At 54.8% G+C, this 25,343-nt stretch carries 31 protein-coding genes and 1 tRNA gene; all 32 read left to right on the top strand.

Features of this window, described 5'->3' with window-relative positions; translation table 11 throughout:
* Positions 1-6: 6 nt before the first annotated feature.
* The 32 genes from ABIE60_RS11660 (at position 7) to rpsE (ending at position 25,343) form a co-directional block, all read left to right on the top strand.
* A tRNA-Trp gene (locus ABIE60_RS11660) sits at positions 7-82 on the top strand.
* Between the two features lie 59 nt (positions 83-141).
* Positions 142-510: a preprotein translocase subunit SecE gene (gene secE, locus ABIE60_RS11655; protein ID WP_354469554.1), complete on the top strand. Its 369-nt coding sequence runs from the start codon at positions 142-144 to the stop codon at positions 508-510.
* A gap of 11 nt (positions 511-521) precedes the next feature.
* Complete coding sequence (gene nusG, locus ABIE60_RS11650; protein WP_354469553.1) at positions 522-1,064, top strand: transcription termination/antitermination protein NusG; 543 nt, start codon at positions 522-524, stop codon at positions 1,062-1,064.
* Positions 1,065-1,153: 89 nt separating this feature from the next.
* Positions 1,154-1,588, top strand: coding sequence for a 50S ribosomal protein L11 (gene rplK, locus ABIE60_RS11645; protein ID WP_091826371.1), 435 nt, complete (start codon positions 1,154-1,156; stop codon positions 1,586-1,588).
* Positions 1,588-2,283, top strand: a complete 696-nt coding sequence (rplA, locus tag ABIE60_RS11640; protein ID WP_091826373.1) for a 50S ribosomal protein L1 — start codon at positions 1,588-1,590, stop codon at positions 2,281-2,283. Before rplK ends, rplA begins: the two co-directional genes overlap by 1 nt.
* A 219-nt stretch (positions 2,284-2,502) precedes the next feature.
* Positions 2,503-2,997: a 50S ribosomal protein L10 gene (gene rplJ, locus ABIE60_RS11635; protein WP_354469552.1), complete on the top strand. Its 495-nt coding sequence runs from the start codon at positions 2,503-2,505 to the stop codon at positions 2,995-2,997.
* 70 nt (positions 2,998-3,067) lie between these two features.
* Positions 3,068-3,439: a 50S ribosomal protein L7/L12 gene (gene rplL, locus ABIE60_RS11630; protein ID WP_091826376.1), complete on the top strand. Its 372-nt coding sequence runs from the start codon at positions 3,068-3,070 to the stop codon at positions 3,437-3,439.
* A 177-nt stretch (positions 3,440-3,616) separates the two neighbouring features.
* Positions 3,617-7,717: a DNA-directed RNA polymerase subunit beta gene (gene rpoB, locus ABIE60_RS11625; RefSeq protein ID WP_354469551.1), complete on the top strand. Its 4,101-nt coding sequence runs from the start codon at positions 3,617-3,619 to the stop codon at positions 7,715-7,717.
* Positions 7,718-7,786: 69 nt separating this feature from the next.
* Positions 7,787-12,016: a DNA-directed RNA polymerase subunit beta' gene (gene rpoC / locus ABIE60_RS11620; protein ID WP_354469550.1), complete on the top strand. Its 4,230-nt coding sequence runs from the start codon at positions 7,787-7,789 to the stop codon at positions 12,014-12,016.
* A gap of 116 nt (positions 12,017-12,132) precedes the next feature.
* Positions 12,133-12,507, top strand: a complete 375-nt coding sequence (rpsL, locus tag ABIE60_RS11615; RefSeq protein ID WP_091826381.1) for a 30S ribosomal protein S12 — start codon at positions 12,133-12,135, stop codon at positions 12,505-12,507.
* A 153-nt stretch (positions 12,508-12,660) separates the two neighbouring features.
* A complete protein-coding gene (gene rpsG / locus ABIE60_RS11610; protein WP_091826383.1) occupies positions 12,661-13,131 on the top strand; it encodes a 30S ribosomal protein S7 in 471 nt (156 codons plus the stop codon).
* Between the two features lie 19 nt (positions 13,132-13,150).
* Complete coding sequence (gene fusA, locus ABIE60_RS11605; RefSeq protein ID WP_354469549.1) at positions 13,151-15,244, top strand: elongation factor G; 2,094 nt, start codon at positions 13,151-13,153, stop codon at positions 15,242-15,244.
* 32 nt (positions 15,245-15,276) lie between these two features.
* Positions 15,277-16,470 carry an elongation factor Tu gene (gene tuf / locus ABIE60_RS11600; protein WP_354469548.1) on the top strand — a complete coding sequence of 398 codons (1,194 nt, stop codon included), beginning with the start codon at positions 15,277-15,279 and terminating at the stop codon, positions 16,468-16,470.
* A 187-nt stretch (positions 16,471-16,657) separates the two neighbouring features.
* Entirely contained in the window at positions 16,658-16,969 is a 312-nt protein-coding gene (rpsJ, locus tag ABIE60_RS11595) for a 30S ribosomal protein S10 (protein ID WP_091826389.1), read from the top strand.
* 110 nt (positions 16,970-17,079) lie between these two features.
* Entirely contained in the window at positions 17,080-17,718 is a 639-nt protein-coding gene (rplC, locus tag ABIE60_RS11590; RefSeq protein WP_354469547.1) for a 50S ribosomal protein L3, read from the top strand.
* Between the two features lie 11 nt (positions 17,719-17,729).
* Entirely contained in the window at positions 17,730-18,335 is a 606-nt protein-coding gene (gene rplD / locus ABIE60_RS11585) for a 50S ribosomal protein L4 (protein WP_354469546.1), read from the top strand.
* Positions 18,332-18,628, top strand: a complete 297-nt coding sequence (gene rplW / locus ABIE60_RS11580; RefSeq protein WP_091826395.1) for a 50S ribosomal protein L23 — start codon at positions 18,332-18,334, stop codon at positions 18,626-18,628. Before rplD ends, rplW begins: the two co-directional genes overlap by 4 nt.
* A gap of 14 nt (positions 18,629-18,642) precedes the next feature.
* A complete protein-coding gene (gene rplB / locus ABIE60_RS11575) occupies positions 18,643-19,470 on the top strand; it encodes a 50S ribosomal protein L2 (protein WP_354469545.1) in 828 nt (275 codons plus the stop codon).
* A 12-nt stretch (positions 19,471-19,482) separates the two neighbouring features.
* On the top strand, positions 19,483-19,761 hold the full coding sequence (gene rpsS / locus ABIE60_RS11570) for a 30S ribosomal protein S19 (RefSeq protein WP_010324100.1): 279 nt from the start codon (positions 19,483-19,485) through the stop codon (positions 19,759-19,761).
* A gap of 8 nt (positions 19,762-19,769) precedes the next feature.
* On the top strand, positions 19,770-20,102 hold the full coding sequence (rplV, locus tag ABIE60_RS11565; RefSeq protein WP_425270423.1) for a 50S ribosomal protein L22: 333 nt from the start codon (positions 19,770-19,772) through the stop codon (positions 20,100-20,102).
* Between the two features lie 25 nt (positions 20,103-20,127).
* A complete protein-coding gene (rpsC, locus tag ABIE60_RS11560; protein WP_091826403.1) occupies positions 20,128-20,811 on the top strand; it encodes a 30S ribosomal protein S3 in 684 nt (227 codons plus the stop codon).
* A gap of 11 nt (positions 20,812-20,822) precedes the next feature.
* On the top strand, positions 20,823-21,236 hold the full coding sequence (gene rplP / locus ABIE60_RS11555) for a 50S ribosomal protein L16 (RefSeq protein ID WP_091826405.1): 414 nt from the start codon (positions 20,823-20,825) through the stop codon (positions 21,234-21,236).
* A complete protein-coding gene (gene rpmC, locus ABIE60_RS11550; RefSeq protein WP_091826407.1) occupies positions 21,236-21,430 on the top strand; it encodes a 50S ribosomal protein L29 in 195 nt (64 codons plus the stop codon). The genes rplP and rpmC overlap by 1 nt, the downstream gene beginning before the upstream one ends.
* Positions 21,427-21,690, top strand: a complete 264-nt coding sequence (rpsQ, locus tag ABIE60_RS11545; RefSeq protein WP_010324095.1) for a 30S ribosomal protein S17 — start codon at positions 21,427-21,429, stop codon at positions 21,688-21,690. The genes rpmC and rpsQ overlap by 4 nt, the downstream gene beginning before the upstream one ends.
* A gap of 88 nt (positions 21,691-21,778) precedes the next feature.
* Entirely contained in the window at positions 21,779-22,147 is a 369-nt protein-coding gene (gene rplN, locus ABIE60_RS11540) for a 50S ribosomal protein L14 (protein WP_091826408.1), read from the top strand.
* Positions 22,148-22,247: 100 nt separating this feature from the next.
* Positions 22,248-22,571, top strand: a complete 324-nt coding sequence (rplX, locus tag ABIE60_RS11535; RefSeq protein WP_091826410.1) for a 50S ribosomal protein L24 — start codon at positions 22,248-22,250, stop codon at positions 22,569-22,571.
* A gap of 15 nt (positions 22,572-22,586) precedes the next feature.
* Complete coding sequence (rplE, locus tag ABIE60_RS11530; RefSeq protein WP_354469544.1) at positions 22,587-23,126, top strand: 50S ribosomal protein L5; 540 nt, start codon at positions 22,587-22,589, stop codon at positions 23,124-23,126.
* A gap of 15 nt (positions 23,127-23,141) precedes the next feature.
* Complete coding sequence (gene rpsN / locus ABIE60_RS11525; RefSeq protein ID WP_354469543.1) at positions 23,142-23,447, top strand: 30S ribosomal protein S14; 306 nt, start codon at positions 23,142-23,144, stop codon at positions 23,445-23,447.
* Between the two features lie 83 nt (positions 23,448-23,530).
* Positions 23,531-23,923, top strand: coding sequence for a 30S ribosomal protein S8 (gene rpsH / locus ABIE60_RS11520; RefSeq protein WP_206838304.1), 393 nt, complete (start codon positions 23,531-23,533; stop codon positions 23,921-23,923).
* A gap of 11 nt (positions 23,924-23,934) precedes the next feature.
* Complete coding sequence (rplF, locus tag ABIE60_RS11515; protein WP_354469542.1) at positions 23,935-24,468, top strand: 50S ribosomal protein L6; 534 nt, start codon at positions 23,935-23,937, stop codon at positions 24,466-24,468.
* Between the two features lie 9 nt (positions 24,469-24,477).
* On the top strand, positions 24,478-24,828 hold the full coding sequence (gene rplR, locus ABIE60_RS11510; protein ID WP_091826421.1) for a 50S ribosomal protein L18: 351 nt from the start codon (positions 24,478-24,480) through the stop codon (positions 24,826-24,828).
* A gap of 11 nt (positions 24,829-24,839) precedes the next feature.
* The gene (rpsE, locus tag ABIE60_RS11505; RefSeq protein ID WP_091826423.1) at positions 24,840-25,343 is read left to right on the top strand and encodes a 30S ribosomal protein S5; all 504 of its coding nucleotides are present in this window, start codon (positions 24,840-24,842) and stop codon (positions 25,341-25,343) included.

Below are 25,343 nucleotides of genomic sequence, written 5' to 3'. Positions count from 1 at the left end.
CGCAACAGGCCAGTAGCTCAACTGGCAGAGCAGCGGTCTCCAAAACCGCAGGTTGGGGGTTCGAGTCCCTCCTGGCCTGCCATTCCTAATCGGGAATGGCGTCACACAAAGCGCAAGCTTTCATTTTTCCGAGGCCCTGGCGTGAACTCTAAAGTGACTTCCGAAGGATCTAAACTCGACGGCCTGAAGTGGCTTGTCGTTGTAGCATTGGTTGCGGCTGGTGTGGTAGGGAACTCCATGTTCGCTGGCGAGTCGCTGCTGTACCGTGTTCTGGCGCTGCTCGCGCTGGCAGTGGTTGCAGGGCTGATCGCACTGCAGACCGCGAAAGGAAAGGCATTCTTCAGGCTGTTTAAAGAAGCCAAGAATGAAATTCGCAGGGTTGTCTGGCCGACGCGCCAGGAAACGCTGCAGACAACTGCAATTGTAGTGATTGCTGTACTGTTGGTCGGGCTGGCGCTCTGGGGGCTTGATTCCCTGTTGGGTTGGCTGGTGTCCGGCGCCATCGGATAAGAGGTGTAAGCATGGACATGGACAAGAAGCGCTGGTATGTCGTGCATGCCTACTCCGGCTACGAAAAGCGAGTCATGAACGCGCTGAAAGAACGGATCGAACTGCATGGTATGCAGGATCTGTTCGGTGATGTGCTGGTTCCCACCGAAGAGGTGGTTGAGATCCGTGACGGCAAAAAGCGTAAGTCCGAGCGCAAGTTCTACCCCGGTTACGTGCTGGTGCAGATGGTCATGAATGATGAGACCTGGCATCTGGTGAAGAATACTCCCCGCGTAATGGGCTTTATTGGTGGTACGGCTGACAAGCCTGCACCGATTACTGAAAAAGAGGCTCAGGAGATTTTGCAGCGTGTTGAAAGCGGTGCAGACAAGCCGAGGCCTAAGACTGTGTTTGAACCCGGTGAGATGGTGCGTGTCATCGACGGTCCCTTTGCTGACTTCAACGGCGTGGTCGAAGAGGTTAACTACGAGAAGAACCGTTTGCAGGTGGCTGTTCTCATCTTCGGGCGCTCGACACCGGTCGAGCTCGAATTCACTCAGGTTGAAAAGGCCTGAGATTCTGGTAACGAAGCCGCCATCAGGCGGTTTTCGTTGTTGTGGAAATGGGGAGCCCGCAGGGCGTTTGAACCCAAAGGAGTAGCTTAATGGCTAAGAAAATCAACGCTTATATCAAGCTGCAGGTAAAAGCAGGTCAGGCTAACCCGAGTCCTCCCGTAGGTCCGGCTCTGGGTCAGCACGGTGTTAACATCATGGAGTTCTGTAAGGCGTTCAACGCCCAGACCCAGGGTATCGAGCCCGGTCTGCCGACTCCGGTTGTTATTACCGTATACAGCGACCGCAGCTTTACGTTCATCACCAAGACTCCGCCGGCTGCCATTCTGCTGAAGAAGGCTGCAGGCCTGAAGAGTGGTTCTGCACGTCCGAACACTGAGAAAGTGGGTACTGTTACCCGTGCTCAGCTGGAAGAGATTGCAACCACCAAGATGCCTGATCTGACCGCGGCTGACATGGATGCGGCTGTCCGCACCATCGCCGGTAGCGCTCGTTCCATGGGCCTTGTTGTAGAGGGTGATGAATAATGGCTAAGCTGACAAAGCGCCAGAAGGCGATTCGTGAAAAAATCGAGAGCGGCAAGCTGTACGCAGTAACTGATGCTGTTTCTCTGCTGGGCGAAGTTTCTGCTGTCAAGTTCACCGAGTCTGTCGACGTTGCGGTGAACCTGGGCGTTGATCCGCGTAAATCCGATCAGGTTGTGCGTGGTTCCAGCGTACTGCCGAACGGTACCGGTAAGGATGTTCGTGTTGCGGTTTTTGCGCAGGGCGAGAATGCCGAAAAGGCAAAAGCGGCTGGTGCAGACATCGTTGGTTTCGATGATCTGGCTGAGCAGGTAAAAGCCGGTAACCTGGATTTTGACGTTGTGATCGCGACTCCGGACGCCATGCGCGTTGTGGGTCAGCTGGGCCAGATTCTGGGTCCGCGCGGTCTGATGCCGAACCCGAAGGTTGGTACTGTAACACCCGACGTGGCGACTGCTGTTAACAACGCCAAGGCCGGTCAGGTACGTTTTCGTACTGACAAGAACGGTATTATTCATTGCTCCGTTGGCAAGCTGGGCTTCGAAGCTCAGGCCATCCAGCAGAACGTTGAAGCACTGCTGGCTGAACTGAAGAAGCTGAAGCCTTCTTCTGCCAAGGGTGTTTATGTCAAGAAAGTGACCCTGTCCACTACCATGGGCCCGGGTCTGGCGATCGATCAGTCCTCTCTGAGCTTCTGATCGACGTAAAGGTTTTTTGAGGGTCTTCGTGACCTGTAATACAGAGACGAAGGCCGTCAAAGACCGCAGGTGATGTCGTCACTTCGGTTGCGGCATCTTAATGGAAACACCAGCCTGCGCAGACGGTGAGATTCATGTGAATCAAAACCACCGTACTCAGAAGCCCCGCCAGGCGGGGTGGTTGGTAAACAGTCGTAAGACTATATCCAGGAGTAAATCGTGGCATTAGGACTCGAAGACAAAAAAGCGATCGTCGCTGAAGTCCAGGAAGCTGCCAAGTCTGCTCTGTCTGCAGTTGTAGCCGATTCACGCGGTGTAACTGTAGAAGACATGACTGCTCTGCGTAAAGAAGCCCGTGAAAACGGCGTATGGCTGAAAGTCGTACGCAACACGCTGGCTCGTCGCGCAGTAGACGGCACTGACTACGCATGTCTGCAGGACAGCTTTGTTGGTCCGACCATTATCGCCTTCTCCACCGAGCACCCAGGTGCCGGTGCGCGTATCCTCAAGGATTTCGCGAAAAAGAACGAGAAGCTCGAGCTGAAAACAGCCGCCTTCGAAGGTGAACTGGTCGACATTACAATGCTGGCAAGCCTGCCGACTTACGACGAAGCGATCGCCAAGCTGATGAGCGTCATGAAAGAAGCTTCAGCTGGCAAGCTGGTTCGTACTATTGCGGCCATTCGCGACCAGAAAGAGCAGGAAGCGGCCTGAGATACGTTCTCGGCTGTTTTTTGAAAGTTTTAACGAGCTATCGCTCTACCCAATTATCAGGATTTGAATCATGTCTCTGACTCACGAAGATATCATCAACGCAATTTCTGAAATGTCTGTTAAAGACGTAGTTACTCTGATCGAAGCCATGGAAGAGAAGTTCGGCGTAACTGCCGCTGCTGCTGTTATGGCTGGTCCGGCTGGTGATGCCGGCGCTGCTGCTGAAGAGCAGACTGAGTTCAACGTTGTTCTGGCTGCTGCCGGCGACAAGAAAGTAAACGTCATCAAGGCTGTCCGTGGCGCTACCGGCCTGGGCCTGAAAGAAGCCAAAGAGCTGGTTGACGGCGCTCCGTCTACCATCAAAGAAGGCGTTTCCAAAGATGAAGCTGAAGAGCTGAAGAAGGCTCTGGAAGAAGCTGGCGCGACTGTTGAGCTCAAGTAATCGCGTTGATGCGCAAAAAGCGGCTTAAAACTGCTTGAAAGCGTATGGCTGGTGGCGAAACGCCACCGGCCTTTTTCCGTTATTTATAGACAGCAAATAAATAATGGCTACACAGCCCGATCGCAGGCATGCGACGGACTGGCTTCTCAACCTGGGTGCAGATGCTGGGGAACACTGATGGCTTATTCATATACTGAGAAGAAACGCATTCGCAAGAATTTCGCCAAGTTGCGACAGGTTATGGATGTGCCATACCTGCTGGCGATTCAGCTCGACTCTTATCGTCGCTTCCTGCAGGATGGCAACGCAAGCGATGGACGTCGTGACGAAGGCTTGCACGCTGCGTTCAATTCCGTATTTCCAATTGTCTCTTACTCTGGCAACGCAGCCCTCGAGTACGCCGGTTACCGTCTGGGCGAACCCGTATTCGACGTGAAAGAGTGTCAGCAGCGTGGTATTACCTACGCAGCGCCTCTGCGCGTCAAAGTGCGCCTGATCATCTATGATCGCGACTCTTCTACGAAGGCGGTCAAGGATATCAAGGAGCAGGAAGTTTACATGGGCGAAATGCCCCTGATGACCGAGAACGGTACCTTCGTTGTTAACGGTACCGAGCGCGTCATCGTATCTCAGCTGCACCGCTCTCCGGGTGTGTTCTTTGACCACGACAAGGGCAAGACACACTCTTCAGGCAAGCTGCTGTATTCTGCCCGCATCATTCCTTACCGTGGCTCATGGCTCGACTTCGAGTTCGATCCGAAGGACAGTCTGTTCGTACGTATCGACCGTCGCCGCAAATTGCCGGCTACCATTCTGCTGCGTGCGCTGGGTCTTGAAGCGGAAGAGATTCTCGAAACCTTCTTCGAAACCACCGGCTGGACCCTCGAACAGGATGCCATCTGGATGGACCTGATCCCCGAGCGTCTGCGTGGCGAGACCATGTCGTTCGAGATCAAGGACCCTGAAGGCAACGTGATCGTTGAAGCGGGTCGTCGCATCACGCCGCGTCACATCCGCCAGATGGCCAAGGCAGGCATGCAGCAGTTGAACGTGCCGGCCGAGTACCTGATCGGCAAGGCGCTGGCCCGCAATCTGGTTGACCCGAGTACGGGTGAGCTGGTGGCCAACTGCAACGCCGAGATCACCGAAGAGTTAATCGGCAAGATGCAGGTGTTGGGCATCGATCGCATTGAGACACTGTACACTAACGACCTGGATTGCGGTCCGTTCGTGTCTGACACTCTGCGCATCGACCCGACCCGCAACCAGCTTGAAGCGCTGGTTGAAATCTATCGCATGATGCGTCCCGGCGAGCCGCCCACCAAGGAATCGGCTGAAGGTCTGTTCGAGAACCTGTTCTTCTCCGAAGAGCGCTATGACCTGTCCGGCGTTGGTCGCATGAAGTTCAACCGTCGACTGGGTCGTGAAGAAGTGACCGGTTCCGGTGTGCTCGACAAGAGTGACATTCTGGACGTCATGAAGACCCTGATCGAGATCCGCAACGGTCGTGGCACCGTTGATGACATCGATCACCTGGGCAACCGTCGTATCCGTTCCGTCGGTGAAATGGCCGAGAACCAGTTCCGTGTAGGTCTGGTACGTGTCGAGCGCGCCGTACGTGAGCGTCTCTCCATGGCCGAGTCCGACAACCTGATGCCGCAAGACCTGATCAACGCCAAGCCGGTGGCAGCCGCGATCAAGGAATTCTTCGGTTCCAGTCAGCTGTCACAGTTCATGGACCAGAACAACCCGCTGTCGGAAATTACGCACAAGCGTCGTGTTTCCGCACTGGGCCCGGGTGGCTTGACCCGTGAACGTGCCGGCTTCGAAGTCCGTGACGTGCATCCGACCCATTACGGTCGCGTATGCCCGATCGAGACCCCTGAAGGTCCGAACATCGGTCTGATCAACTCGCTGGCCGTTTTTGCCCGCACCAACGACTATGGTTTCCTTGAAACTCCGTACCGTCGCGTGCTGGATGGTCAGGTAACCGACGAAATCGATTATCTGTCGGCGATTGAAGAGAACAAGTACGTTATCGCCCAGGCTTCTGCAGCCATGGATGATAACGGTCGTCTGACCGACGATCTGGTGGCAGTGCGTCACCTCAACGAATTTACCGTAATGCCGCCGGAACGTATCCAGTACATGGATGTGTCTCCGCGTCAGGTGGTATCCGTTGCAGCGGCACTGATTCCGTTCCTGGAACACGATGACGCCAACCGAGCGCTCATGGGCTCCAACATGCAGCGTCAGGCCGTGCCGACTCTCCGTGCCGAGAAGCCGCTGGTCGGGACCGGTATTGAGCGTAACGTAGCGCAGGACTCCGGTGTCTGCGTGGTTGCGCGTCGCGGTGGTGTGATCGAGTCGGTCGATGCTGCTCGCGTTGTGGTACGTGTACATGACGATGAAGTTCAGGCGGGCGATGCCGGTGTGGATATCTACAACCTCACCAAGTATGTGCGTTCCAACCAGAACACCTGCATCAACCAGCGCTCCATCGTCCGTCCGGGCGAAGTGGTACAGCGCGGTGACATCATGGCTGACGGTCCGTCCGTTGACTTGGGTGAACTGGCGCTGGGTCAGAACATGCGCATCGCGTTCATGCCCTGGAACGGCTACAACTTCGAGGACTCCATCCTCATCTCCGAGCGTGTGGTTCAGGAAGACCGTTTCACCACCATCCACATTCAGGAACTGACCTGTGTGGCGCGTGACACCAAGCTGGGACCGGAAGAGATTACTTCCGATATTCCCAACGTGGGCGAGTCTGCACTGTCCAAGCTGGATGAAGCCGGCATAGTTCACATCGGTGCCGAAGTGGGCCCGGGTGACATCCTGGTTGGCAAGGTAACGCCGAAGGGCGAAACCCAGCTGACGCCGGAAGAAAAACTGCTGCGTGCGATCTTCGGTGAAAAGGCATCCGATGTTAAGGATACCTCCCTGCGCGTGAAGACCGGCACCATCGGCAAGGTCATCGATGTCCAGGTATTTACCCGTGACGGCGTTCAGAAGGATGAGCGTTCACTTTCGATCGAAAAATCGGAGCTGGATGCCATTCGCAAGGATCTGAACGAAGAGTTCCGCATCGTCGAGCAGGCAACTTTCGAGCGTCTGCAGCGCAAGCTGGTCGGTCTGTCCGCTGAAGGTGGCGCAGGTCTTAAGAAAGGCGAAGCGATCAGCGAAGAGTTCCTGTCCGGACTGAAAAAGTCCGAATGGTTCAAGATCCGTGTGGCGGATGAGTCGGTAGCAGAAGAGCTGGAGCTGGCACGCAAGCACCTGGAAGAGCGTCGCGAGAACCTGGACAAGCGTTTTGAAGACAAGAAACGCAAGCTGCAGACCGGCGATGATCTGGCTCCGGGCGTACTCAAGATCGTCAAGGTATACGTTGCCACCAAGCGCCGCGTACAGCCTGGTGACAAGATGGCGGGTCGTCACGGTAACAAGGGTGTTATCTCGGTTATCATGCCGGTTGAAGACATGCCGTACGATGCCAATGGCGAGCCGGTCGATATCGTGCTCAACCCGCTGGGCGTACCGTCACGTATGAACGTGGGTCAGATTCTGGAGACGCACTTCGGTGCTGCCGCCAAGGGGCTGGGTCGCAAGATTAACGGTATTCTGGAACAGGAGCAGGCCAAGGCCGAGAAGGTCAAGGCGCTGCGTACCTTCCTGGGACAGATCTACAATGATGACCACGGCGGTCTGACTGCGGGTCGTCAGGAAGAGCTGGACAGCTTCAGCGATGCTGAAATCCTGGAACTGGCTGCTAACCTGAAGGGCGGTGTACCGCTGGCAACGCCGGTATTTGATGGCGCCAAAGAAAGCGAAATCAAGGCACTGCTGCGTCTGGCGGATATGGATGACAGCGGTCAGGTGTGTCTGTACGACGGTCGCACAGGCGACCTGTTTGACCGTCCGGTAACCGTTGGCTACATGTACATGCTGAAGTTGAACCACTTGGTTGACGATAAGATGCATGCCCGTTCCACCGGCTCCTACAGCCTCGTTACTCAGCAGCCGCTGGGTGGTAAGGCGCAGTTCGGTGGTCAGCGCTTCGGTGAGATGGAGGTCTGGGCGCTGGAAGCCTATGGTGCCGCCTACACCCTACAGGAGATGCTGACCGTGAAGTCGGACGATGTGAACGGTCGTACCAAGATGTACAAGAACATCGTCGATGGCGATCACCGTATGGAACCGGGTATGCCCGAATCGTTCAACGTGTTGATCAAGGAAATCCGTTCTCTTGGCATCGATATCGAGCTTGAGAGCGAGTAAGACCTGAATGATCACCAGGCCGGGGTCCGCGGGTCCCGGCGCAGAGAACTCCGCGAGGAGCTATAGACAATGAAAGATTTGCTGAATCTGCTGAAGTCCCAGGGACAGTCCGAAGAGTTCGACTCAATTCGTGTGTCCCTGGCATCACCGGATATGATCCGTTCCTGGTCTTACGGTGAAGTCAAAAAGCCGGAAACCATCAACTACCGTACCTTCAAGCCGGAGCGTGATGGCCTGTTCTGCGCCAAGATTTTTGGCCCGGTCAAGGACTACGAGTGCCTGTGCGGCAAGTACAAGCGCATGAAGCACCGTGGCGTCATCTGTGAGAAGTGTGGCGTTGAAGTGACCCAGACCAAGGTGCGTCGTGAGCGCATGGCTCACATTGAGCTTGCATCGCCCGTTGCACATATCTGGTTCCTGAAATCGCTGCCGTCCCGTATCGGCTTGATGCTGGATATGACCCTGCGTGATATTGAGCGCGTACTCTACTTCGAATCTTTCGTCGTGATCGATCCGGGCATGACCACGCTTGAGCGCGGTCAGATGCTGAATGACGAGCAGTACTTCGAGGCACTGGAAGAGTTCGGCGATGACTTCGACGCGCGTATGGGCGCCGAAGCGATCAAGGAACTGCTGGCTTCGATCGACCTGGAAGAAGAGTGCCAGCAGCTGCGTGAAGAGCTGCCGCAGACCAACTCCGAAACCAAGATCAAGAAGCTGTCCAAGCGCCTCAAGCTGATGGAAGCCTTCCTGAAGTCGGGCAATGATCCCGGCTGGATGATCATGGAAGTGCTGCCGGTATTGCCGCCGGATCTGCGTCCGCTGGTACCGCTGGATGGCGGTCGTTTCGCGACCTCCGACCTGAATGATCTGTACCGTCGGGTGATCAACCGTAACAACCGACTGAAGCGTCTGCTGGACCTGAACGCACCGGATATCATTGTGCGCAACGAGAAGCGCATGCTGCAGGAATCCGTCGATGCATTGCTGGACAACGGCCGTCGCGGTCGTGCCATCACCGGTTCCAACAAGCGTCCGCTGAAATCCCTGGCCGATATGATCAAGGGCAAGCAGGGTCGTTTCCGTCAGAACCTGCTCGGCAAGCGTGTTGACTACTCCGGTCGTTCCGTAATCGTGGTCGGTCCGTACCTGCGTCTGCACCAGTGCGGTCTGCCGAAGAAAATGGCACTGGAGCTGTTCAAGCCGTTCATCTTCTCCAAGCTTGAGTTGCGTGGCCATGCGACCACCATCAAGGCGGCCAAGAAGATGGTTGAGCGTGAAGAGCCGCTGGTGTGGGATATCCTCGACGAAGTGATTCGCGAGCACCCGGTACTGCTGAACCGCGCACCGACACTGCACCGTCTTGGCATCCAGGCGTTCGAACCGGTCCTGATCGAAGGCAAGGCGATTCAGCTGCACCCGCTGGTGTGTGCTGCCTACAACGCTGACTTTGACGGTGACCAGATGGCGGTACACGTTCCGCTGACCATCGAAGCCCAGCTTGAAGCCCGTGCCCTGATGATGTCTACCAACAACATCCTGTCACCGGCCAACGGCGAGCCGATCATTGTACCGTCTCAGGACGTGGTACTGGGCCTGTATTACATGACCCGTGAGCGTATCAACGCCAAGGGTGAAGGCATGATCTTCTCCGACATCAAGGAAGTGCAGCGCGCCCACGGCGCCGGTCAGGTTCATCTTCAGGCGCGTATCAAGGTACGCATTCCGGAAGTGATCCGTGACATTGAAGGCAATGTGGAAGAGCGTCATGAGCTGCAGGATACGACTGTAGGCCGTGCCATGCTGTTCGATATCGTGCCTGATGGCCTTCCGTTCGAACTGGTCGACCAGGCCATGAAGAAGAAGTCGATCTCACGCCTGTTGAACGAAGCCTATCGCCGTTGCGGTTTGAAGGACACGGTTATCTTCGCTGACCAGTTGATGTACATGGGCTTCCGTCAGGCGACCATGTCCGGCGCTTCCATCGGCGTTAACGACTTTGAAATCCCGGCCGAGAAGGTCGAGATCATTGCCGAGGCCGATAAGGAAGTTAAAGAGATCGAGCGTCAGTTCGCTGATGGTCTCGTAACTCAGGGCGAGAAATACAACAAGGTTATCGACATCTGGTCGCGCGCCAACGAGCTGCTGGCCAAGAAGATGATGGATAACCTGAAAGTCGACGTTGTCATCGATGCCGAAGGCAACAAGGTCGAGCAGGAGTCCTTCAACTCCGTTTACATGATGGCCGACTCCGGTGCTCGAGGCAGTGCCGCTCAGATTCGTCAGCTGTCCGGTATGCGTGGCTTGATGGCCAAGCCGGATGGTTCCATCATCGAAACACCGATCGTGGCCAACTTCCGTGAAGGTCTGAACGTACTGCAGTACTTCATCTCCACGCACGGTGCACGTAAGGGTCTTGCGGATACTGCCCTGAAAACGGCGAACTCGGGTTACCTGACTCGCCGTCTGGTTGATGTGGCACAGGATGTGGTGATTACCGAGCCGGACTGTGGCACCGACAAGGGTGTATTGGTACAGCCGATGATCGAGGGTGGCGATGTGATCGTGACCCTGGGTGAGCGTGTACTGGGACGTGTCGTGGCTGAGGATGTACTTGACCCGAGCGGCAAGGAAACCCTGATCGAAGCCGGTACCCTGATCGATGAAACCTGGGTTTATCGTCTCGAAAATGACGAGAAATACAGCGGTATTGACGAGATTCTGGTGCGCTCTGCGATCACCTGTGAAGCACAGATCGGCATCTGCTCCAACTGTTACGGCCGTGACCTGGGTCGCGGGCATCTGGTTAACCGGGGTGAAGCGGTCGGCGTTATTGCCGCCCAGTCCATCGGTGAGCCGGGTACACAGCTGACCATGCGTACCTTCCACATCGGTGGTGCTGCATCGCGAGCCGCTGCTGTGGATAACATTCAGGTCAAGAACGGTGGTGAAATCCGCCTGCACAACTTGAAATACGTTGAGCGTACTGACGGCAACCTGGTAGCGACCTCTCGCTCGGGTGAAGTTGGTGTGACCGATGAGCATGGTCGTGAGCGTGAGCGTTACAAGCTGCCGTATGGTGCCATCATCAAGGTACGTGACGGCTCCAAGGTTGATGCCGGTGCTGTTGTGGCCAACTGGGACCCGCACACCCACCCGATCGTGACCGAAGTGGCGGGCCGCATTCAGTACGTGGGTATGGAAGATGGTATCACCATCAAGCGCCAGACCGATGAACTGACAGGCCTCTCAACCATTGAGATTCTGGATGGCAAGGATCGTCCGCAGGCTGGCAAGGACATCCGTCCGATGGTCAAGCTGGTAGACGAGCAGGGCAACGACGTGTTCCACCCGGGCACCGAAATGCCGGCTCAGTATCTGCTGCCGGCCAAGGCGATTGTTAACCTGAACGATGGTGCTGATGTACAGATCGGTGACATTCTTGCGCGTATCCCGCAGGAAGGCTCGGTCAACAAGGACATCACCGGTGGTCTGCCGCGTGTTGCCGACTTGTTTGAAGCGCGTAAACCGAAAGAGTCTGCCGTGCTGGCAGAGGTCTCCGGTACCGTGACCTTCGGCAAGGAAACCAAGGGCAAGCGCCGCATTGTGATCACTCCGCTGGACGGTTCCGATCCGGTTGAGATCATGATCCAGAAGTGGCGTAACCTGAACGTGTTCGAAGGTGAAACCGTTGAGAAGGGCGAAGTCATCTCCGATGGTCCGTCCAACGCACACGACATCCTGCGAATCCTGGGTGTGGCTGAACTGGCCAAATACATCGTCAGCGAGATTCAGGAGGTATATCGCCTCCAGGGTGTGGCAATCAACGACAAGCACATTGAAGTAATTGTGCGTCAGATGCTGCGCAAGGCCGAGATTAATGAAACCGGCGATTCCGACTTCATCCCGGGCGACCAGGTTGAGTATGCCGCGATCATTGATCAGAACAAGCGCCTTGACGCGGAAGGCAAGATTCCGGCCAAGTACGAGCGCGTACTGCTGGGTATTACCAAAGCCTCTCTGGCAACAGAGTCGTTCATCTCCGCGGCCTCCTTCCAGGAGACAACCCGTGTGCTGACCGAAGGTGCGGTAACCGGCAAACGTGACTTCCTGCGCGGCCTGAAAGAAAACGTTGTGGTAGGTCGACTGATCCCGGCGGGTACAGGTCTGGCTTATCACAGCGAACGTAAGCGTAAACGTCAGATGGCAACAGAAGGCATGACCGTGAGTGCAGAAGATGTGCAGCAGGCACTGACCGAAGCACTCAACGCATCCATGTCTTCGCCGGACGCTGAGTAAATATTGCTCAATAATTGACGTCAGGGGCCGGAATTGATTAAAATTCCGGCCCTTTCGTGCTGGACTCAAAGTTCAGCCCATAAAGATGGTAAAAAACCAAACGTGGAGTTTGCTTAATGGCAACGATTAACCAGTTGGTACGCCAGCCACGTAAGCGCAAGGTGCAGCAGAGCGACGTTCGCGCGCTCGAAGCATGTCCGCAGCGTCGTGGCGTGTGTACCCGTGTTTACACTACTACTCCGAAGAAGCCGAACTCGGCTCTGCGTAAAGTATGTCGTGTGCGTCTGACCAACGGCTTTGAAGTGTCTTCCTACATCGGTGGTGAAGGTCACAACCTGCAGGAACACTCTGTTGTTCTGATCCGTGGCGGTCGTGTAAAAGACCTTCCGGGTGTTCGTTACCACACTGTTCGCGGTTCTCTGGACTGCTCCGGTGTTAACGATCGCAAACAGGGTCGTTCGAAGTACGGTACCAAGCGTCCCAAGTCCTGATCCCGTCGCTCCGACGGTGAAGCTGTTCCAGCCGGTGGCCGCTTAGGGTTGCGTAGCTGTTAAAGCGAGACCGAAAGACGATAAGAGTAAGGGCGGATGTGAATACAATCCGCATATCCTGAAGACCTTAATTTATTACAGAGGGCTTATCCAATGCCAAGAAGACGCGTCGCTGCGAAGCGCGAAATCCTGCCGGATCCCAAATTCGGTAACATTACACTGGCAAAATTCATCAACCACCTGATGGTGCATGGCAAGAAGTCTGTTGCTGAGCGCATTGTTTATGGTGCGATGGACAAAATCGAAGAACGCACCAAGCAGGACCCACTGGAGCTGTTCGAAAAAGCACTGGAAACTGTTCAGCCGCTGGTTGAAGTCAAGTCCCGCCGTGTAGGTGGTGCGACTTACCAGGTGCCCGTGGAAGTACGTCCCTCCCGTCGTATGGCTCTGTCCATGCGCTGGCTGGTAGACGCCGCCCGTAAGCGTGGCGAGAAATCCATGGCGTTGCGTCTGGCAGGTGAGCTTGCTGATGCTGCTGAAGGTCGTGGTGCTGCTGTTAAGAAACGTGAAGACGTGCATCGCATGGCAGAAGCCAACAAGGCCTTTGCCCACTATCGCTTCTAAACATCAGAGGAATTGAGTCGTGGCTCGTAAAACCCCTATCGCGCGTTACCGTAACATCGGTATCTGTGCGCACGTAGATGCCGGCAAGACCACAACCACTGAGCGTGTTCTTTTTTACACAGGTCTGTCTCACAAGATCGGTGAAGTACATGATGGTGCAGCTACCATGGACTGGATGGAGCAGGAACAGGAGCGTGGTATCACCATCACCTCTGCTGCTACCACCTGTTTCTGGAGTGGCATGAATCAGCAGTTTGACGAGCATCGAGTCAATATCATCGATACTCCGGGACACGTGGACTTCACCATCGAAGTTGAACGTTCACTGCGTGTACTCGATGGTGCCGTGGTTGTACTGTGTGCCTCTTCAGGCGTACAGCCGCAGACCGAGACTGTATGGCGTCAGGCCAACAAGTATGAAGTACCCCGCATGGTGTTCGTCAACAAGATGGACCGTGCCGGTGCTGACTTCTACATGGTTGTCGATCAGCTGAAAAAGCGTCTTGGTGCGACCCCTGTTCCGATCAATATTCCGATCGGTGCAGAAGATCAGTTCAAGGGCGTTGTTGACCTCGTGATCATGAAGTCAATCATGTGGAACGAAGAAGATCAGGGTATGTCCTTCACTCTGGAAGACATTCCTGCTGATCTGCAGGCCAAGGCCGAAGAGCTGCGCGAGCAGCTGGTTGAGGCGGCTGCCGAGTCCAATGATGAGCTGATGAACAAGTATCTCGAAGGTGAAGAGCTCACCGTTGAAGAGATCAAGTCTGGTCTGCGCGCGCGCACACTGAACAACGAAATCATCCTGATGCTGGCCGGTTCTGCATTCAAGAACAAGGGTGTTCAGGCAATGCTGGACGCCGTAATTGAATACCTGCCGTCACCGACAGAAGTCAAGGCGATCGAGGGTACTCTCGACGACAAGGCTGAAACTGTCGAAACACGTGAAGCGGATGATTCTGCACCCTTCGCGGCACTGGCATTCAAGATCGCAACCGACCCGTTTGTAGGTACGCTGACATTCGTGCGTGTCTACTCCGGCGTACTGAACTCTGGCGACAGCGTGTACAACTCTGTCAAGCAGAAGAAAGAGCGCATCGGTCGTATGGTTCAGATGCATGCCAACAGCCGAGAAGAGATCAAGGAAGTACGCGCTGGTGACATCGCGGCCATGATCGGTCTGAAGGATGTAACCACTGGTGACACCCTGTGTGACCTGGACAAGAAAATTGTTCTGGAGCGCATGGAGTTCCCGGAACCGGTTATCTCCGTTGCAGTAGAGCCGAAGTCCAAGGCTGACCAGGAAAAAATGGGTATTGCACTGAGCAAGCTGGCTCAGGAAGACCCGTCATTCCGCGTTGAAACCGACGAAGAAACCGGTCAGACCATTATCTCCGGTATGGGTGAACTTCACCTGGACATCATCGTTGACCGCATGCGTCGCGAGTTCAAGGTGGAAGCCAATATCGGTAAGCCGCAGGTTGCCTACCGCGAGAAGATCCGCAAGTCTGTTGTGGCGAACCACAAGTTTGCTCGTCAGTCTGGTGGTCGCGGTCAGTATGGTCACGTTGTTGTAGAGTTCAGCCCGAGTGATGAAGAAGGGCTGGAATTCCTCAACGAGATCGTAGGTGGTGCGATTCCGAAGGAATACATCCCGGCGGTACAGAAAGGTATCGAAGAGCAGATGAAGAACGGTGTTATCGCCGGTTATCCGCTCATCGGTTTGAAGGCACGTCTGTACGACGGTTCCTTCCACGAAGTTGACTCCAACGAGATGGCGTTTAAAATCGCCGCATCACAGGCACTGAAGAAGTATGCACAGGAAGCTAGCCCGTGCCTGCTCGAGCCGATGATGAAAGTTGAAGTCGTAACCCCTGAAGAGTACATGGGCGATGTGATGGGCGACCTGAACCGTCGTCGTGGCCTGGTACAGGGTATGGAAGACAGCACATCCGGCAAGGTAATCAACGCTGAAGTACCGCTGGGTGAAATGTTCGGTTACGCTACTGACCTGCGCTCTGCGTCTCAGGGTCGTGCGACCTATTCTATGGAGTTCAAAGGCTACGCCGAAGCTCCGCAGAATATTGCCGAAGCCGTTATTAAGCAGAACTGATAAGCCAATTGCTGAATTAAGAGGATATAACCGTGGCTAAGCAATCATTTGAACGTAACAAGCCGCACGTTAACGTAGGTACTATCGGCCACGTTGACCACGGCAAAACGACACTGACCGCTGCACTGACTCGCGTCTGCGCAGAAGTATGGGGCGGCGCCGCCGTTGCCTTTGACGGTATCGACAATGCACCGGAAGAGCGTGAGCGTGGTATCACCATCTCTACCTCTCACGTAGAGTACGAGTCACCGACTCGCCACTACGCGCACGTTGACTGCCCGGGCCACGCTGACTACGTGAAGAACATGATCACCGGTGCAGCGCAGATGGACGGCGCGATCCTGGTATGTTCCGCTGCTGACGGCCCCATGCCGCAGACCCGTGAGCACATCCTGCTGTCTCGTCAGGTCGGTGTACCGTACATTGTCGTGTTCCTGAACAAGGCCGACATGGTAGACGACGAAGAGCTGCTGGAACTGGTTGAGATGGAAGTTCGCGAACTTCTGGATCAGTACGACTTCCCGGGCGACGACACTCCGATCGTTGTAGGTTCTGCGCTGATGGCGCTGAACGGCGAAGACGACAACGGCTTCGGCACCACTGCCGTCAAGAAGCTGGTTGAGACCCTGGACGAGTACATTCCTGAGCCGGAGCGTGCCATCGACCTGCCGTTCCTGATGCCGATCGAGGACGTATTCTCCATCTCCGGTCGTGGTACCGTTGTAACCGGTCGTATCGAGCGTGGCATCCTGAACGTGGGTGACGAAGTGGAAATCGTGGGTATCCGCGACACCACCAAGACCACCTGTACCGGTGTTGAGATGTTCCGCAAGCTGCTGGATCAGGGCCGTGCCGGTGAGAACGTTGGTGCGCTGCTGCGTGGCACCAAGCGTGACGACGTTGAGCGTGGTCAGGTACTGTGCAAGCCGGGTTCAATCAAGCCGCACACTCGCTTCGAAGGCGAAGTGTACGTGCTGAGCAAGGAAGAAGGCGGTCGTCACACTCCGTTCTTCAAGGGCTACCGTCCGCAGTTCTACTTCCGTACCACAGACATCACGGGTGCTTGTGAACTGCCGGAAGGCGTTGAAATGGTCATGCCGGGCGACAACGTCCAGATGTCCGTTACCCTGATCAACCCGATCGCGATGGAAGAAGGCCTGCGCTTCGCCATCCGTGAAGGTGGTCGTACCGTTGGCGCCGGTGTGGTTGCCAAAATCATCGAGTAATCTCTGATTACTGGTTGAACTGAAAAAGCCCTCTTCGGAGGGCTTTTTTGTAGCTGTTGCTCTGGTTGATCAAAAAGTAAACTTTCGGTTGACGATGGTAACCTCACTGGGTAAAATTTGCCTCCCCTTTATCCGAGGGGAGGTCGGCTATTGCCGTTAAAAAACTTACAGGAAATGCGTGATCAGAATGCAGAACCAAAAAATCAGAATTCGTCTGAAGGCTTTTGATCATCGCCTGATCGACTCATCTGCTCAGGAGATCGTTGAGACTGCTAAGCGGACGGGTGCTCAGGTGCGTGGTCCGATCCCACTTCCTACCCGCAAAGAACGTTTTACCGTACTGATCTCTCCGCACGTCAACAAAGACGCGCGTGACCAGTACGAAATCCGTACTCACAAGCGTGTACTGGACATCGTTGAGCCGACAGAAAAGACTGTCGACGCACTGATGAAGCTGGATCTCGCTGCGGGTGTTGAAGTGCAGATCAGCCTCGGCTAATAAGCACTGCGCTAATTATTCAATTAATGAAGCGCTATTTGTGGAATGCACCTGAAAAGGGCAGCCATAGCGGGTGACAGCCCCGTACACAACTGGCAAGAGGTATAAACATGTCTGTAGGACTTATCGGACGTAAAGCGGGTATGACCCGTATCTTCACAGAAGATGGCGTGTCCGTGCCAGTCACCGTCATCGAAATGGAACCGAACCGTGTTACCAGCGTCAAGACTGTCGAAAGCGACGGTTATGCAGCGGTACAGGTGACCACTGGCAGCAAAAAGGCTAATCGCCTGAGCAAGCCGGAAGCGGGTCACTATGCCAAGGCTGGTGTAGAAGCCGGTCGCGGTTTGTGGGAGTTCCGTCTGAATGGTGACGAGGAAATCAACGTTGGCGATTCGCTGACAGTTGAGCGCTTCGAAGCAGGTCAGAAGATCGATGTTACCGGTCAATCAAAAGGTAAGGGTTTCCAGGGTGGTGTTAAGCGCTGGAACTTCCGTACTCAGGATATGACTCACGGTAACTCCGTTTCTCACCGTGCTCCGGGTTCCATTGGTCAGTGCCAGACCCCGGGTCGTGTCTTCAAAGGTAAAAAGATGGCCGGTCATATGGGTGCTGAGCGTTGCACCGTACAGACTCTGGAAGTCGTACGTGTCGATGCAGAGCGCAACCTGCTGATCGTCAAGGGAGCAATCCCGGGCGCCACTGGCGGCGATGTCATCGTTAAACCTGCTGTTAAAGCACGCGCCTGAGGAGGATTGTCATGAATCTGAATCTGACTGGAGCCAACGGATCGGTTGAAGTTTCCGATCTGGCTTTTGGTAAAGAGTTCAATGAGGCGCTGGTACACCAGGTCGTAACTGCCTATATGGCAGCCGGTCGTCAGGGTACCAAAGCGCAGAAAAATCGTTCCGCTGTTTCCGGCGGTGGCGCCAAGCCCTTCCGTCAGAAGGGAACTGGCCGTGCTCGTGCCGGTACCAGCCGTTCGCCGTTGTGGCGTGCAGGTGGTGTCACGTTCGCTGCACAGCCACGCAGCTACGCTCAGAAAGTGAACAAGAAGATGTATCGCGCTGCTATGCGTTGCATCCTGTCTGAGCTGGTGCGTCAGGAACGTCTGGTTGTCGTAGAAGACTTCCAGCTGGAAGCACCGAAAACCAAGCAGTTTATTGCCAAGCTCGGTGAGCTGAAACTGGACAATGCACTGCTGATTACCGAAAACGTCGAGCAGAATCTGTATCTGGCTGCGCGCAACGTGCCGCACGTTGATGTGCGCGACGCTGCAGGTATCGACCCGGTTAGCCTGGTTGGTTTCGAGAAGGTCCTGGTAACAGTCCCTGCTCTGAAGAAAATTGAGGAGGTGCTGGCATGAACCCGGAACGCATTTATAAAGTGCTGCTCGGACCGCACATCTCTGAAAAAGCCACAATCGTAGCAGAAGGCAGCGAGCAAGTTGTTTTCCGTGTGGCCAAAGATGCAACCAAGCCGGAAATCAAGCGAGCCGTTGAAGAGCTCTTCAACGTTAAGGTCGCAGGCGTCAGCGTTCTGAACATCAAAGGCAAAACCAAGCGCACCCAGCGTGGTCTTGGCAAGCGTAATGATGTTCGTAAAGCGTATGTCCGTCTGGCCGAAGGCTCCGAAATCGATTTCCTGGCAGGCGAATAACGAGGGGTTGAACAATGGCAGTTATTAAAGCAAAGCCGACCTCTGCTGGACGTCGTCATCTCGTAAAGGTGGTCAGCGCTGATCTGCATAAGGGTAAGCCTTTTTCCGCACTGGTCGAGAAGAAGAGCAAGTCCGGTGGTCGTAACAACAACGGCCGTATCACCACCCGTCATATCGGTGGTGGTCACAAGCAGCATTACCGTATCGTCGACTTCCGTCGCAACAAGGATGGCATCCCCGCTGTAATCGAGCGTGTGGAATACGATCCGAACCGTTCTGCGCACATCGCTCTGGTGAAGTACGCTGACGGTGAGCGTCGTTACATCATTGCGGCCAAAGGTCTGACTGCGGGTTCCAAGATCCAGTCTGGTGATGATGCCGATATCAAAGTCGGTAACACTCTGCCGCTGCGTAACATTCCGCTGGGTAGTACTGTTCACTGTGTCGAACTGAAGCCGGGTAAAGGCGCTCAGATCGCACGTTCAGCAGGAACCTCTGCACAGCTGGTGGCCCGTGAGGGAACCTACGCGACACTGCGTCTGCGTTCAGGTGAAACTCGCAAGGTGCTGTCCGAATGCCGCGCGACCCTGGGTGAAGTGAGCAACTCTGAGCACAGCCTGCGTCAGCTGGGTAAAGCTGGTGCCAAGCGCTGGCGTGGTGTTCGTCCTACCGTTCGCGGTGTGGCGATGAACCCGGTTGATCACCCGCACGGTGGTGGTGAGGGTCGTACCTCTGGTGGTCGTCACCCGGTTACTCCGTGGGGCGTGCCGACCAAGGGTCACAAAACCCGTTCGAACAAGCGTACTGACAAACTGATCGTACGCCGTCGTCAGGCTAAATAAGAGGATACAGCTGTGCCACGTTCACTGAAGAAAGGTCCGTTCATTGACCTTCACCTGTTGAAGAAGGTAGAGGCTGCAATCGAGGCTAACGAGCGTCGTCCGATCAAAACCTGGTCACGTCGTTCAACTGTGTTTCCGCAGTTTGTAGGTCTCACTATTGCAGTACATAACGGTCGTCAGCATGTTCCGGTTTTCATTACCGAGGACATGGTCGGCCATAAACTGGGCGAGTTCGCTGCGACACGTACATACCGCGGTCATGCAGCCGACAAGAAGGCCAAGAAGAAGTAAGGGGGTTGATGATGGAAGTTATCGCCAAGCATGTAGGCGCCAACATCTCCGCCCAGAAGGCCCGACTGGTCGCTGATCAGATCCGTGGTAAGTCTGTGGGCGAAGCTCTGAATATCCTGGCGTTCAGCACGAAGAAAGGTGCACACCTGGTCAAGAAGGTACTCGAGTCTGCTATCGCAAATGCGGAGCATAACGAAGGTGCTGATGTTGACGAGCTGCGTGTATCAACGATCTTCGTTGATGAAGGGATGACCATGAAGCGTATCCGGCCGCGTGCCAAGGGTCGCGCTGATCGCATCCTGAAGCGTACGTCACATATCACCGTCAAGGTGGCCGACTAAGAGCTGACTGCTAGGAGAGTTCAATATGGGTCAGAAAGTAAATCCGACCGGTATTCGGCTTGGTATCGTCAAGGATCACACCTCTGTGTGGTACGCGGACAAGTCTGAATACTCTGCACGGCTGCTGAACGATCTCCAGGTTCGTAAGTACCTGGATCAGCAGCTGAAAAATGCATCTGTAAGCCGCATCGAAATCGAGCGTCCGGCACAGAATGCCAAGATCACCATCTACACGGCTCGTCCGGGTATCGTGATCGGCAAGAAGGGCGAAGATGTCGAGAAGCTGCGTAACGCTGTTTCCCAGATGATGGGTGTGCCTGTTCACATCAACATTGAAGAAGTACGCAAGCCGGATCTGGATGCGAAACTGGTTGCACAGAGCGTTGCCAGTCAGCTGGAACGTCGCGTAATGTTCCGTCGCGCCATGAAGCGCGCAGTTCAGAACGCCATGCGTCAGGGCGCCAAAGGCATCAAAATTCAGGTTGGCGGTCGTCTCGGCGGTGCCGAGATCGCACGTACTGAATGGTATCGCGAAGGTCGTGTTCCTCTGCACACTCTGCGTGCAGACATCGATTACGCTACCTACGAGGCCCACACCACCTACGGTGTGATTGGCGTTAAAGTCTGGATCTTCAAGGGTGAGATCCTCGGCGGTATCGAACAGGTACGTGCCGAGAAGAACGCGCCCAAGAAGAAAGGTTCTAAGTGAGGTAGACGTCAATGCTGCAACCGAAACGACTGAAATACCGCAAGGTAATGAAAGGTCGCAACCGCGGCCTGGCACAGCGCGGCAGCAAGGTCAGCTTTGGTGAGTTTGCACTGAAAGCGACCGGTCGTGGCCGCATCACTGCTCGCCAGATCGAAGCGGCCCGTCGTACCATGACCCGTCACGTTAAGCGTGGTGGCAAGATCTGGATCCGGGTTTTCCCGGACAAGCCGATCACCACCAAGCCGCTTGAAGTACGTATGGGTAAGGGTAAGGGTAGCGTGGAATACTGGGTCGCTCAGATTCAGCCCGGCAAGGTGCTGTTTGAAATGAGCGGTGTTCCCGAAGAGCTGGCTGCAGAAGCCTTCGCTCTGGCTGCTGCCAAGCTGCCGGTATCAACCACTTTTGTTAAACGGACGGTGATGTAATGAAAGCTACTGAACTGCGCGACAAGTCCGTTGAAGAGCTTCAGCAGGCTCTGCTGGGTCTTCTGAAGGACCAGTTTAACCTGCGTATGCAGAAAGCTACTGGCCAGCTGGCGCAGACTCACCTGCTGGGTCAGGTTCGTCGCGACATCGCTCGCGTTAAGACAGTACTTAACGAAATGCAGGTGACCAAATGAGCGCGGAAAAACGTACTCGGACTGTGACCGGTAAGGTCGTCAGTGACAAGATGGATAAAACCATCACAGTTCTGGTTGAGCGTAAGGAAAAACACCCGATCTACGGTAAGTTTGTAAAGCGCTCCACCAAACTGCATGCTCACGATGAGAAGAATGAGTGTCAGATGGGTGATCTGGTAACTATTGCCGAATCCCGTCCGCTTTCAAAGACCAAAACCTGGTCGCTTATTCGCATTGAAGAGCGTGCAGCAAAGGTGTAAACTAGTGCGCCTTTGCTCCATTATGCCTGCTCACCTCAGCTGCTAATGGCAGTTGTGGTGACGGTTTATACAGTTTGTGGAGTAGACCATGATTCAGACTGAAACGATGCTTGATGTTGCTGACAACAGCGGCGCCAAGCGTGTGCAGTGTATTAAGGTCCTGGGTGGTTCTCACCGCCGCTACGCATCCGTTGGCGACATCATCAAGGTGACCGTCAAGGAAGCAATTCCGCGTGGCAAGGTGAAGAAAGGCCAGGTGCTTAAGGCTGTCGTAGTGCGTACCCGTAAAGGTGTTCGTCGTCCTGATGGTTCACTGATCCGCTTTGATACCAACTCTGCGGTTCTGCTGAACAACAACGACGCTCCGATTGGAACGCGTATCTTCGGGCCAGTAACGCGTGAACTTCGTAATGAGAAGTTCATGAAGATCATTTCCCTGGCGCCTGAAGTGCTCTAAGACCCTGTTTTCGAACAGTGTCTTGTTGAAAACGCCACTCCCGACAAGGGTTTGGCGTTTTTGAGCATGAGAGGGTAGCAGGAAAAGACAAGGTAAAATAATGCGTAAGATTCGTCGCGACGATGAAGTCATCGTTATCGCAGGTAAAGATAAGGGCAAGCGCGGCAAGGTTATGCGCGTGCTGCAGGACGATCGTCTGATCGTTTCTGGCATCAACATGATCAAGAAGCACCAGAAGCCCAATCCGATGCTGGGTCGTCAGGGTGGCATCGTTGAGAAGGAAGCGGCTATCGCGACCTCCAACGTGGCTATCTTTAACGCGCAGACCGGAAAAGGCGATCGTGTAGGCTTCAAGCTGCTCGAAGACGGCACCAAGGTCCGCTTCTACAAGTCTACCGGCGAAACCATCGTTGGTGCTAAGTAAGAGAGGTTGGTGCAAATGTCCAGATTGAAAGCGCTTTACGCAAACGAAATCAAGCAGAAGCTCAAAGAAGAGCTGAACTGCCCGAATGTCATGGCTGTTCCCCGCGTTACCAAAATCACCCTGAACATGGGTGTTGGTGAAGCGCTGGGTGACAAGAAACAGCTCGAAAATGCTGTTGCTGACATGACTGCAATTGCAGGTCAGAAGCCGGTCGTAACCAATGCTCGCAAGTCAATTGCAGGCTTCAAGGTTCGTGAAGGCTGGCCGATCGGTTGCAAGGTCACGCTGCGTGGTCAGCAGATGTGGGAATTCCTGGATCGTCTGGTTGACGTTTCCATCCCGCGTATCCGCGACTTCCGTGGTCTGAACCCGAAGTCCTTCGATGGCCGTGGTAACTACAGCATGGGCGTCAAAGAGCAGATTATCTTCCCGGAAATCGACTACGACAAGGTCGACAAGCTGCGTGGTCTTGATATTACGATCACCACAACCGCGAAGAACAACGACGAAGGTCGTGCACTGCTGACCGCTCTGCAGTTCCCGTTCAAGAAATAAGGCAGGGGTTGAATAATGGCCAAGGTTTCCATGATCAATCGTGAGCTCAAGCGCGAGAATCTCGTGAACAAGTACGCCGCCAAGCGTGCTGAGCTCAAAGCAATTATTGCAAGCCCAAACAGCTCTGAAGATGAGGTTTGGGATGCACAGGTCGCGCTGCAGAAGTTGCCGCGTGATGCTAGCCCGGTGCGCAAGCAGCGTCGCTGTCAGGTTACAGGTCGTCCGCACGGCGTTTATCGCAAGTTCGGACTGTGCCGTAACAAGCTGCGTGAAGCAGCTATGCGCGGTGATGTTCCGGGTCTGAAGAAGGCAAGCTGGTAAGCTTGTCATTGGTAAGCTCAGTGGCCAGGGCAGGCAATTTGCCTGCTACCGCACTGCGCTGCACTTAAGAGGACGTTAATAGCATGAGTATGCAAGACACCCTCGCGGATATGTTTACCCGTATCCGCAACGGACACATGGCTGAAAAAGCCCATGTTGCCATGCCGTCTTCCAAGCAGAAGGTTGCAGTAGCAAACCTTCTGAAGGATGAAGGCTACATCACCGACTTCTCTGTTGAAGGTGATGTAAAGCCGGTCCTGTCCATCGAACTGAAATATTTCGAAGGCAAACCGGTTATCGAAGAGATCAAGCGTGTAAGCCGTCCCAGTCTGCGTATCTACAAGAGCGCGTCTGAGCTGCCGAAAGTGGCAGATGGTCTTGGTATCGCAATTGTCTCTACCAGCAAAGGCGTCATGACCGATCGCGCTGCCCGTAAGGCCGGCATCGGTGGTGAAGTTATCTGCACGGTATTCTAAGAGGTATTCCAATGTCACGAATTGCGAAGAAACCCGTAGTAGTACCGGCAGGCGTGGAGATCAAAATGGCAGGTCAGTCTCTGACTGCCAAAGGTAAAAACGGTCAGCTGAGCCTGGATGTACATGCTTCAGTTGCCGTAGAGCAGGCTGAAGGTCAGCTCGTTTTTGCTCCGCGTGATGGCGCCAAACAGTCTATGGCACTGGCTGGTACTACACGTGCACTGGTCAACAATATGGTGGTTGGTGTAAGTGAAGGCTTTTCCAAGACCCTGAATTTGCTGGGTGTTGGTTACCGTGCGCAGGCTAAAGGTAAAGTTCTGAACCTGACGCTTGGCTTCTCTCATCCGATCGATTACGAACTGCCCGAAGGTGTTACAGCTGAAACACCGAACAACACCACGATCGTTATCAGCGGTGCTGATAAGCAGCGTGTTGGTCAGGTGGCTGCAGAAGTTCGCGCGTTCCGTCCGCCTGAGCCTTATAAAGGTAAGGGTGTTCGTTATGTTGACGAATATGTACGCCGTAAAGAGGCTAAGAAGAAGTAAGGCAGGGTCATGAACGTTAAGAAACAAGCTCGTATCCGTCGTGCGCGTCGGTCGCGCATGCAAATGCGCGAGCAGAGCGCTGTTCGCCTTTGCGTGAACCGCTCTCCGCGTCACATTTACGCGCAGGTTATCTCTGCTGATGGCAGCCAGGTTCTGGCCTCTGCTTCCACAGTAGAAAAAGATCTGCGTGAAGGTGCTACCGGAAATATCGAAGCAGCCAAGAAAGTGGGTGCTCTGATCGCCAGCCGTGCTAAAGAAGCCGGCGTTTCCAAGGTAGCGTTTGACCGCTCCGGTTTTAAATACCACGGTCGTGTTGCAGCTCTTGCTGATGCTGCTCGCGAAGGCGGCCTGGAATTCTAAAGGTTTCTATTATGGCAAATCACGAACAGAAAGACGGTGAACTGCAAGAGAAGCTGGTTCAGGTAAACCGCGTCGCCAAGGTGGTAAAAGGCGGTCGTATCTTCGGTTTCACAGCGCTGACTGTCGTTGGTGACGGTAACGGACGTGTGGGCTTCGGCCGCGGTAAGGCACGTGAAGTTCCTGTTGCGATCCAGAAGGCGATGGAGCAGGCGCGCCGTAACATGGTTAGCGTACAGCTCAACGGCCACACTCTGCAGTACCCGGTCAAGGCCCGTCATGGTGCCTCCCGTGTTTACATGCAGCCCGCTTCAGAAGGTACCGGTGTAATCGCCGGTGGTGCAATGCGCGCCGTTCTGGAACTGGCAGGCGTACACAACGTACTGGCCAAGTGCTACGGCTCTACCAATCCGGTAAACGTAGTACGTGCAACCATCAACGGCCTGAAAGTCATGAAGGCGCCTGAAGATGTTGCAGCCAAGCGTGGCAAGTCCGTTGAAGAGATTCTGGAGAGCTAA

It is taken from the genome of Marinobacterium sp. MBR-109 (assembly GCF_040547565.1).
Lineage (GTDB): Bacteria > Pseudomonadota > Gammaproteobacteria > Pseudomonadales > Balneatricaceae > Marinobacterium.
Note: the sequence above shows the minus strand (reverse complement) of the source record. Positions and strands in the feature narration are given on the sequence as shown.

Bases quoted from the DNA above. Each gene is read 5' to 3' on its own strand.
- rpoC (WP_354469550.1), top strand. From the start codon at position 7,787: ATGAAAGATTTGCTGAATCTGCTGAAGTCCCAGGGACAGTCCGAAGAG.
- rplB (WP_354469545.1), top strand. From the start codon at position 18,643: ATGGCAGTTATTAAAGCAAAGCCGACCTCTGCTGGACGTCGTCATCTC.
- rplP (WP_091826405.1), top strand. From the start codon at position 20,823: ATGCTGCAACCGAAACGACTGAAATACCGCAAGGTAATGAAAGGTCGC.
- rpsN (WP_354469543.1), top strand. From the start codon at position 23,142: ATGGCCAAGGTTTCCATGATCAATCGTGAGCTCAAGCGCGAGAATCTC.
- rplF (WP_354469542.1), top strand. From the start codon at position 23,935: ATGTCACGAATTGCGAAGAAACCCGTAGTAGTACCGGCAGGCGTGGAG.
- rpsE (WP_091826423.1), top strand. From the start codon at position 24,840: ATGGCAAATCACGAACAGAAAGACGGTGAACTGCAAGAGAAGCTGGTT.
- rplV (WP_425270423.1), top strand. From the start codon at position 19,770: ATGATGGAAGTTATCGCCAAGCATGTAGGCGCCAACATCTCCGCCCAG.
- rpmC (WP_091826407.1), top strand. From the start codon at position 21,236: ATGAAAGCTACTGAACTGCGCGACAAGTCCGTTGAAGAGCTTCAGCAG.
- rpsJ (WP_091826389.1), top strand. From the start codon at position 16,658: ATGCAGAACCAAAAAATCAGAATTCGTCTGAAGGCTTTTGATCATCGC.
- rplL (WP_091826376.1), top strand. From the start codon at position 3,068: ATGTCTCTGACTCACGAAGATATCATCAACGCAATTTCTGAAATGTCT.
- rpsQ (WP_010324095.1), top strand. From the start codon at position 21,427: ATGAGCGCGGAAAAACGTACTCGGACTGTGACCGGTAAGGTCGTCAGT.
- rplN (WP_091826408.1), top strand. From the start codon at position 21,779: ATGATTCAGACTGAAACGATGCTTGATGTTGCTGACAACAGCGGCGCC.
- nusG (WP_354469553.1), top strand. From the start codon at position 522: ATGGACATGGACAAGAAGCGCTGGTATGTCGTGCATGCCTACTCCGGC.
- rplD (WP_354469546.1), top strand. From the start codon at position 17,730: ATGAATCTGAATCTGACTGGAGCCAACGGATCGGTTGAAGTTTCCGAT.
- rpsL (WP_091826381.1), top strand. From the start codon at position 12,133: ATGGCAACGATTAACCAGTTGGTACGCCAGCCACGTAAGCGCAAGGTG.
- rpsG (WP_091826383.1), top strand. From the start codon at position 12,661: ATGCCAAGAAGACGCGTCGCTGCGAAGCGCGAAATCCTGCCGGATCCC.
- rplR (WP_091826421.1), top strand. From the start codon at position 24,478: ATGAACGTTAAGAAACAAGCTCGTATCCGTCGTGCGCGTCGGTCGCGC.
- rpsH (WP_206838304.1), top strand. From the start codon at position 23,531: ATGAGTATGCAAGACACCCTCGCGGATATGTTTACCCGTATCCGCAAC.
- rplC (WP_354469547.1), top strand. From the start codon at position 17,080: ATGTCTGTAGGACTTATCGGACGTAAAGCGGGTATGACCCGTATCTTC.
- rplW (WP_091826395.1), top strand. From the start codon at position 18,332: ATGAACCCGGAACGCATTTATAAAGTGCTGCTCGGACCGCACATCTCT.
- rpsC (WP_091826403.1), top strand. From the start codon at position 20,128: ATGGGTCAGAAAGTAAATCCGACCGGTATTCGGCTTGGTATCGTCAAG.
- rplA (WP_091826373.1), top strand. From the start codon at position 1,588: ATGGCTAAGCTGACAAAGCGCCAGAAGGCGATTCGTGAAAAAATCGAG.
- rpoB (WP_354469551.1), top strand. From the start codon at position 3,617: ATGGCTTATTCATATACTGAGAAGAAACGCATTCGCAAGAATTTCGCC.
- rplE (WP_354469544.1), top strand. From the start codon at position 22,587: ATGTCCAGATTGAAAGCGCTTTACGCAAACGAAATCAAGCAGAAGCTC.
- rplX (WP_091826410.1), top strand. From the start codon at position 22,248: ATGCGTAAGATTCGTCGCGACGATGAAGTCATCGTTATCGCAGGTAAA.
- rplK (WP_091826371.1), top strand. From the start codon at position 1,154: ATGGCTAAGAAAATCAACGCTTATATCAAGCTGCAGGTAAAAGCAGGT.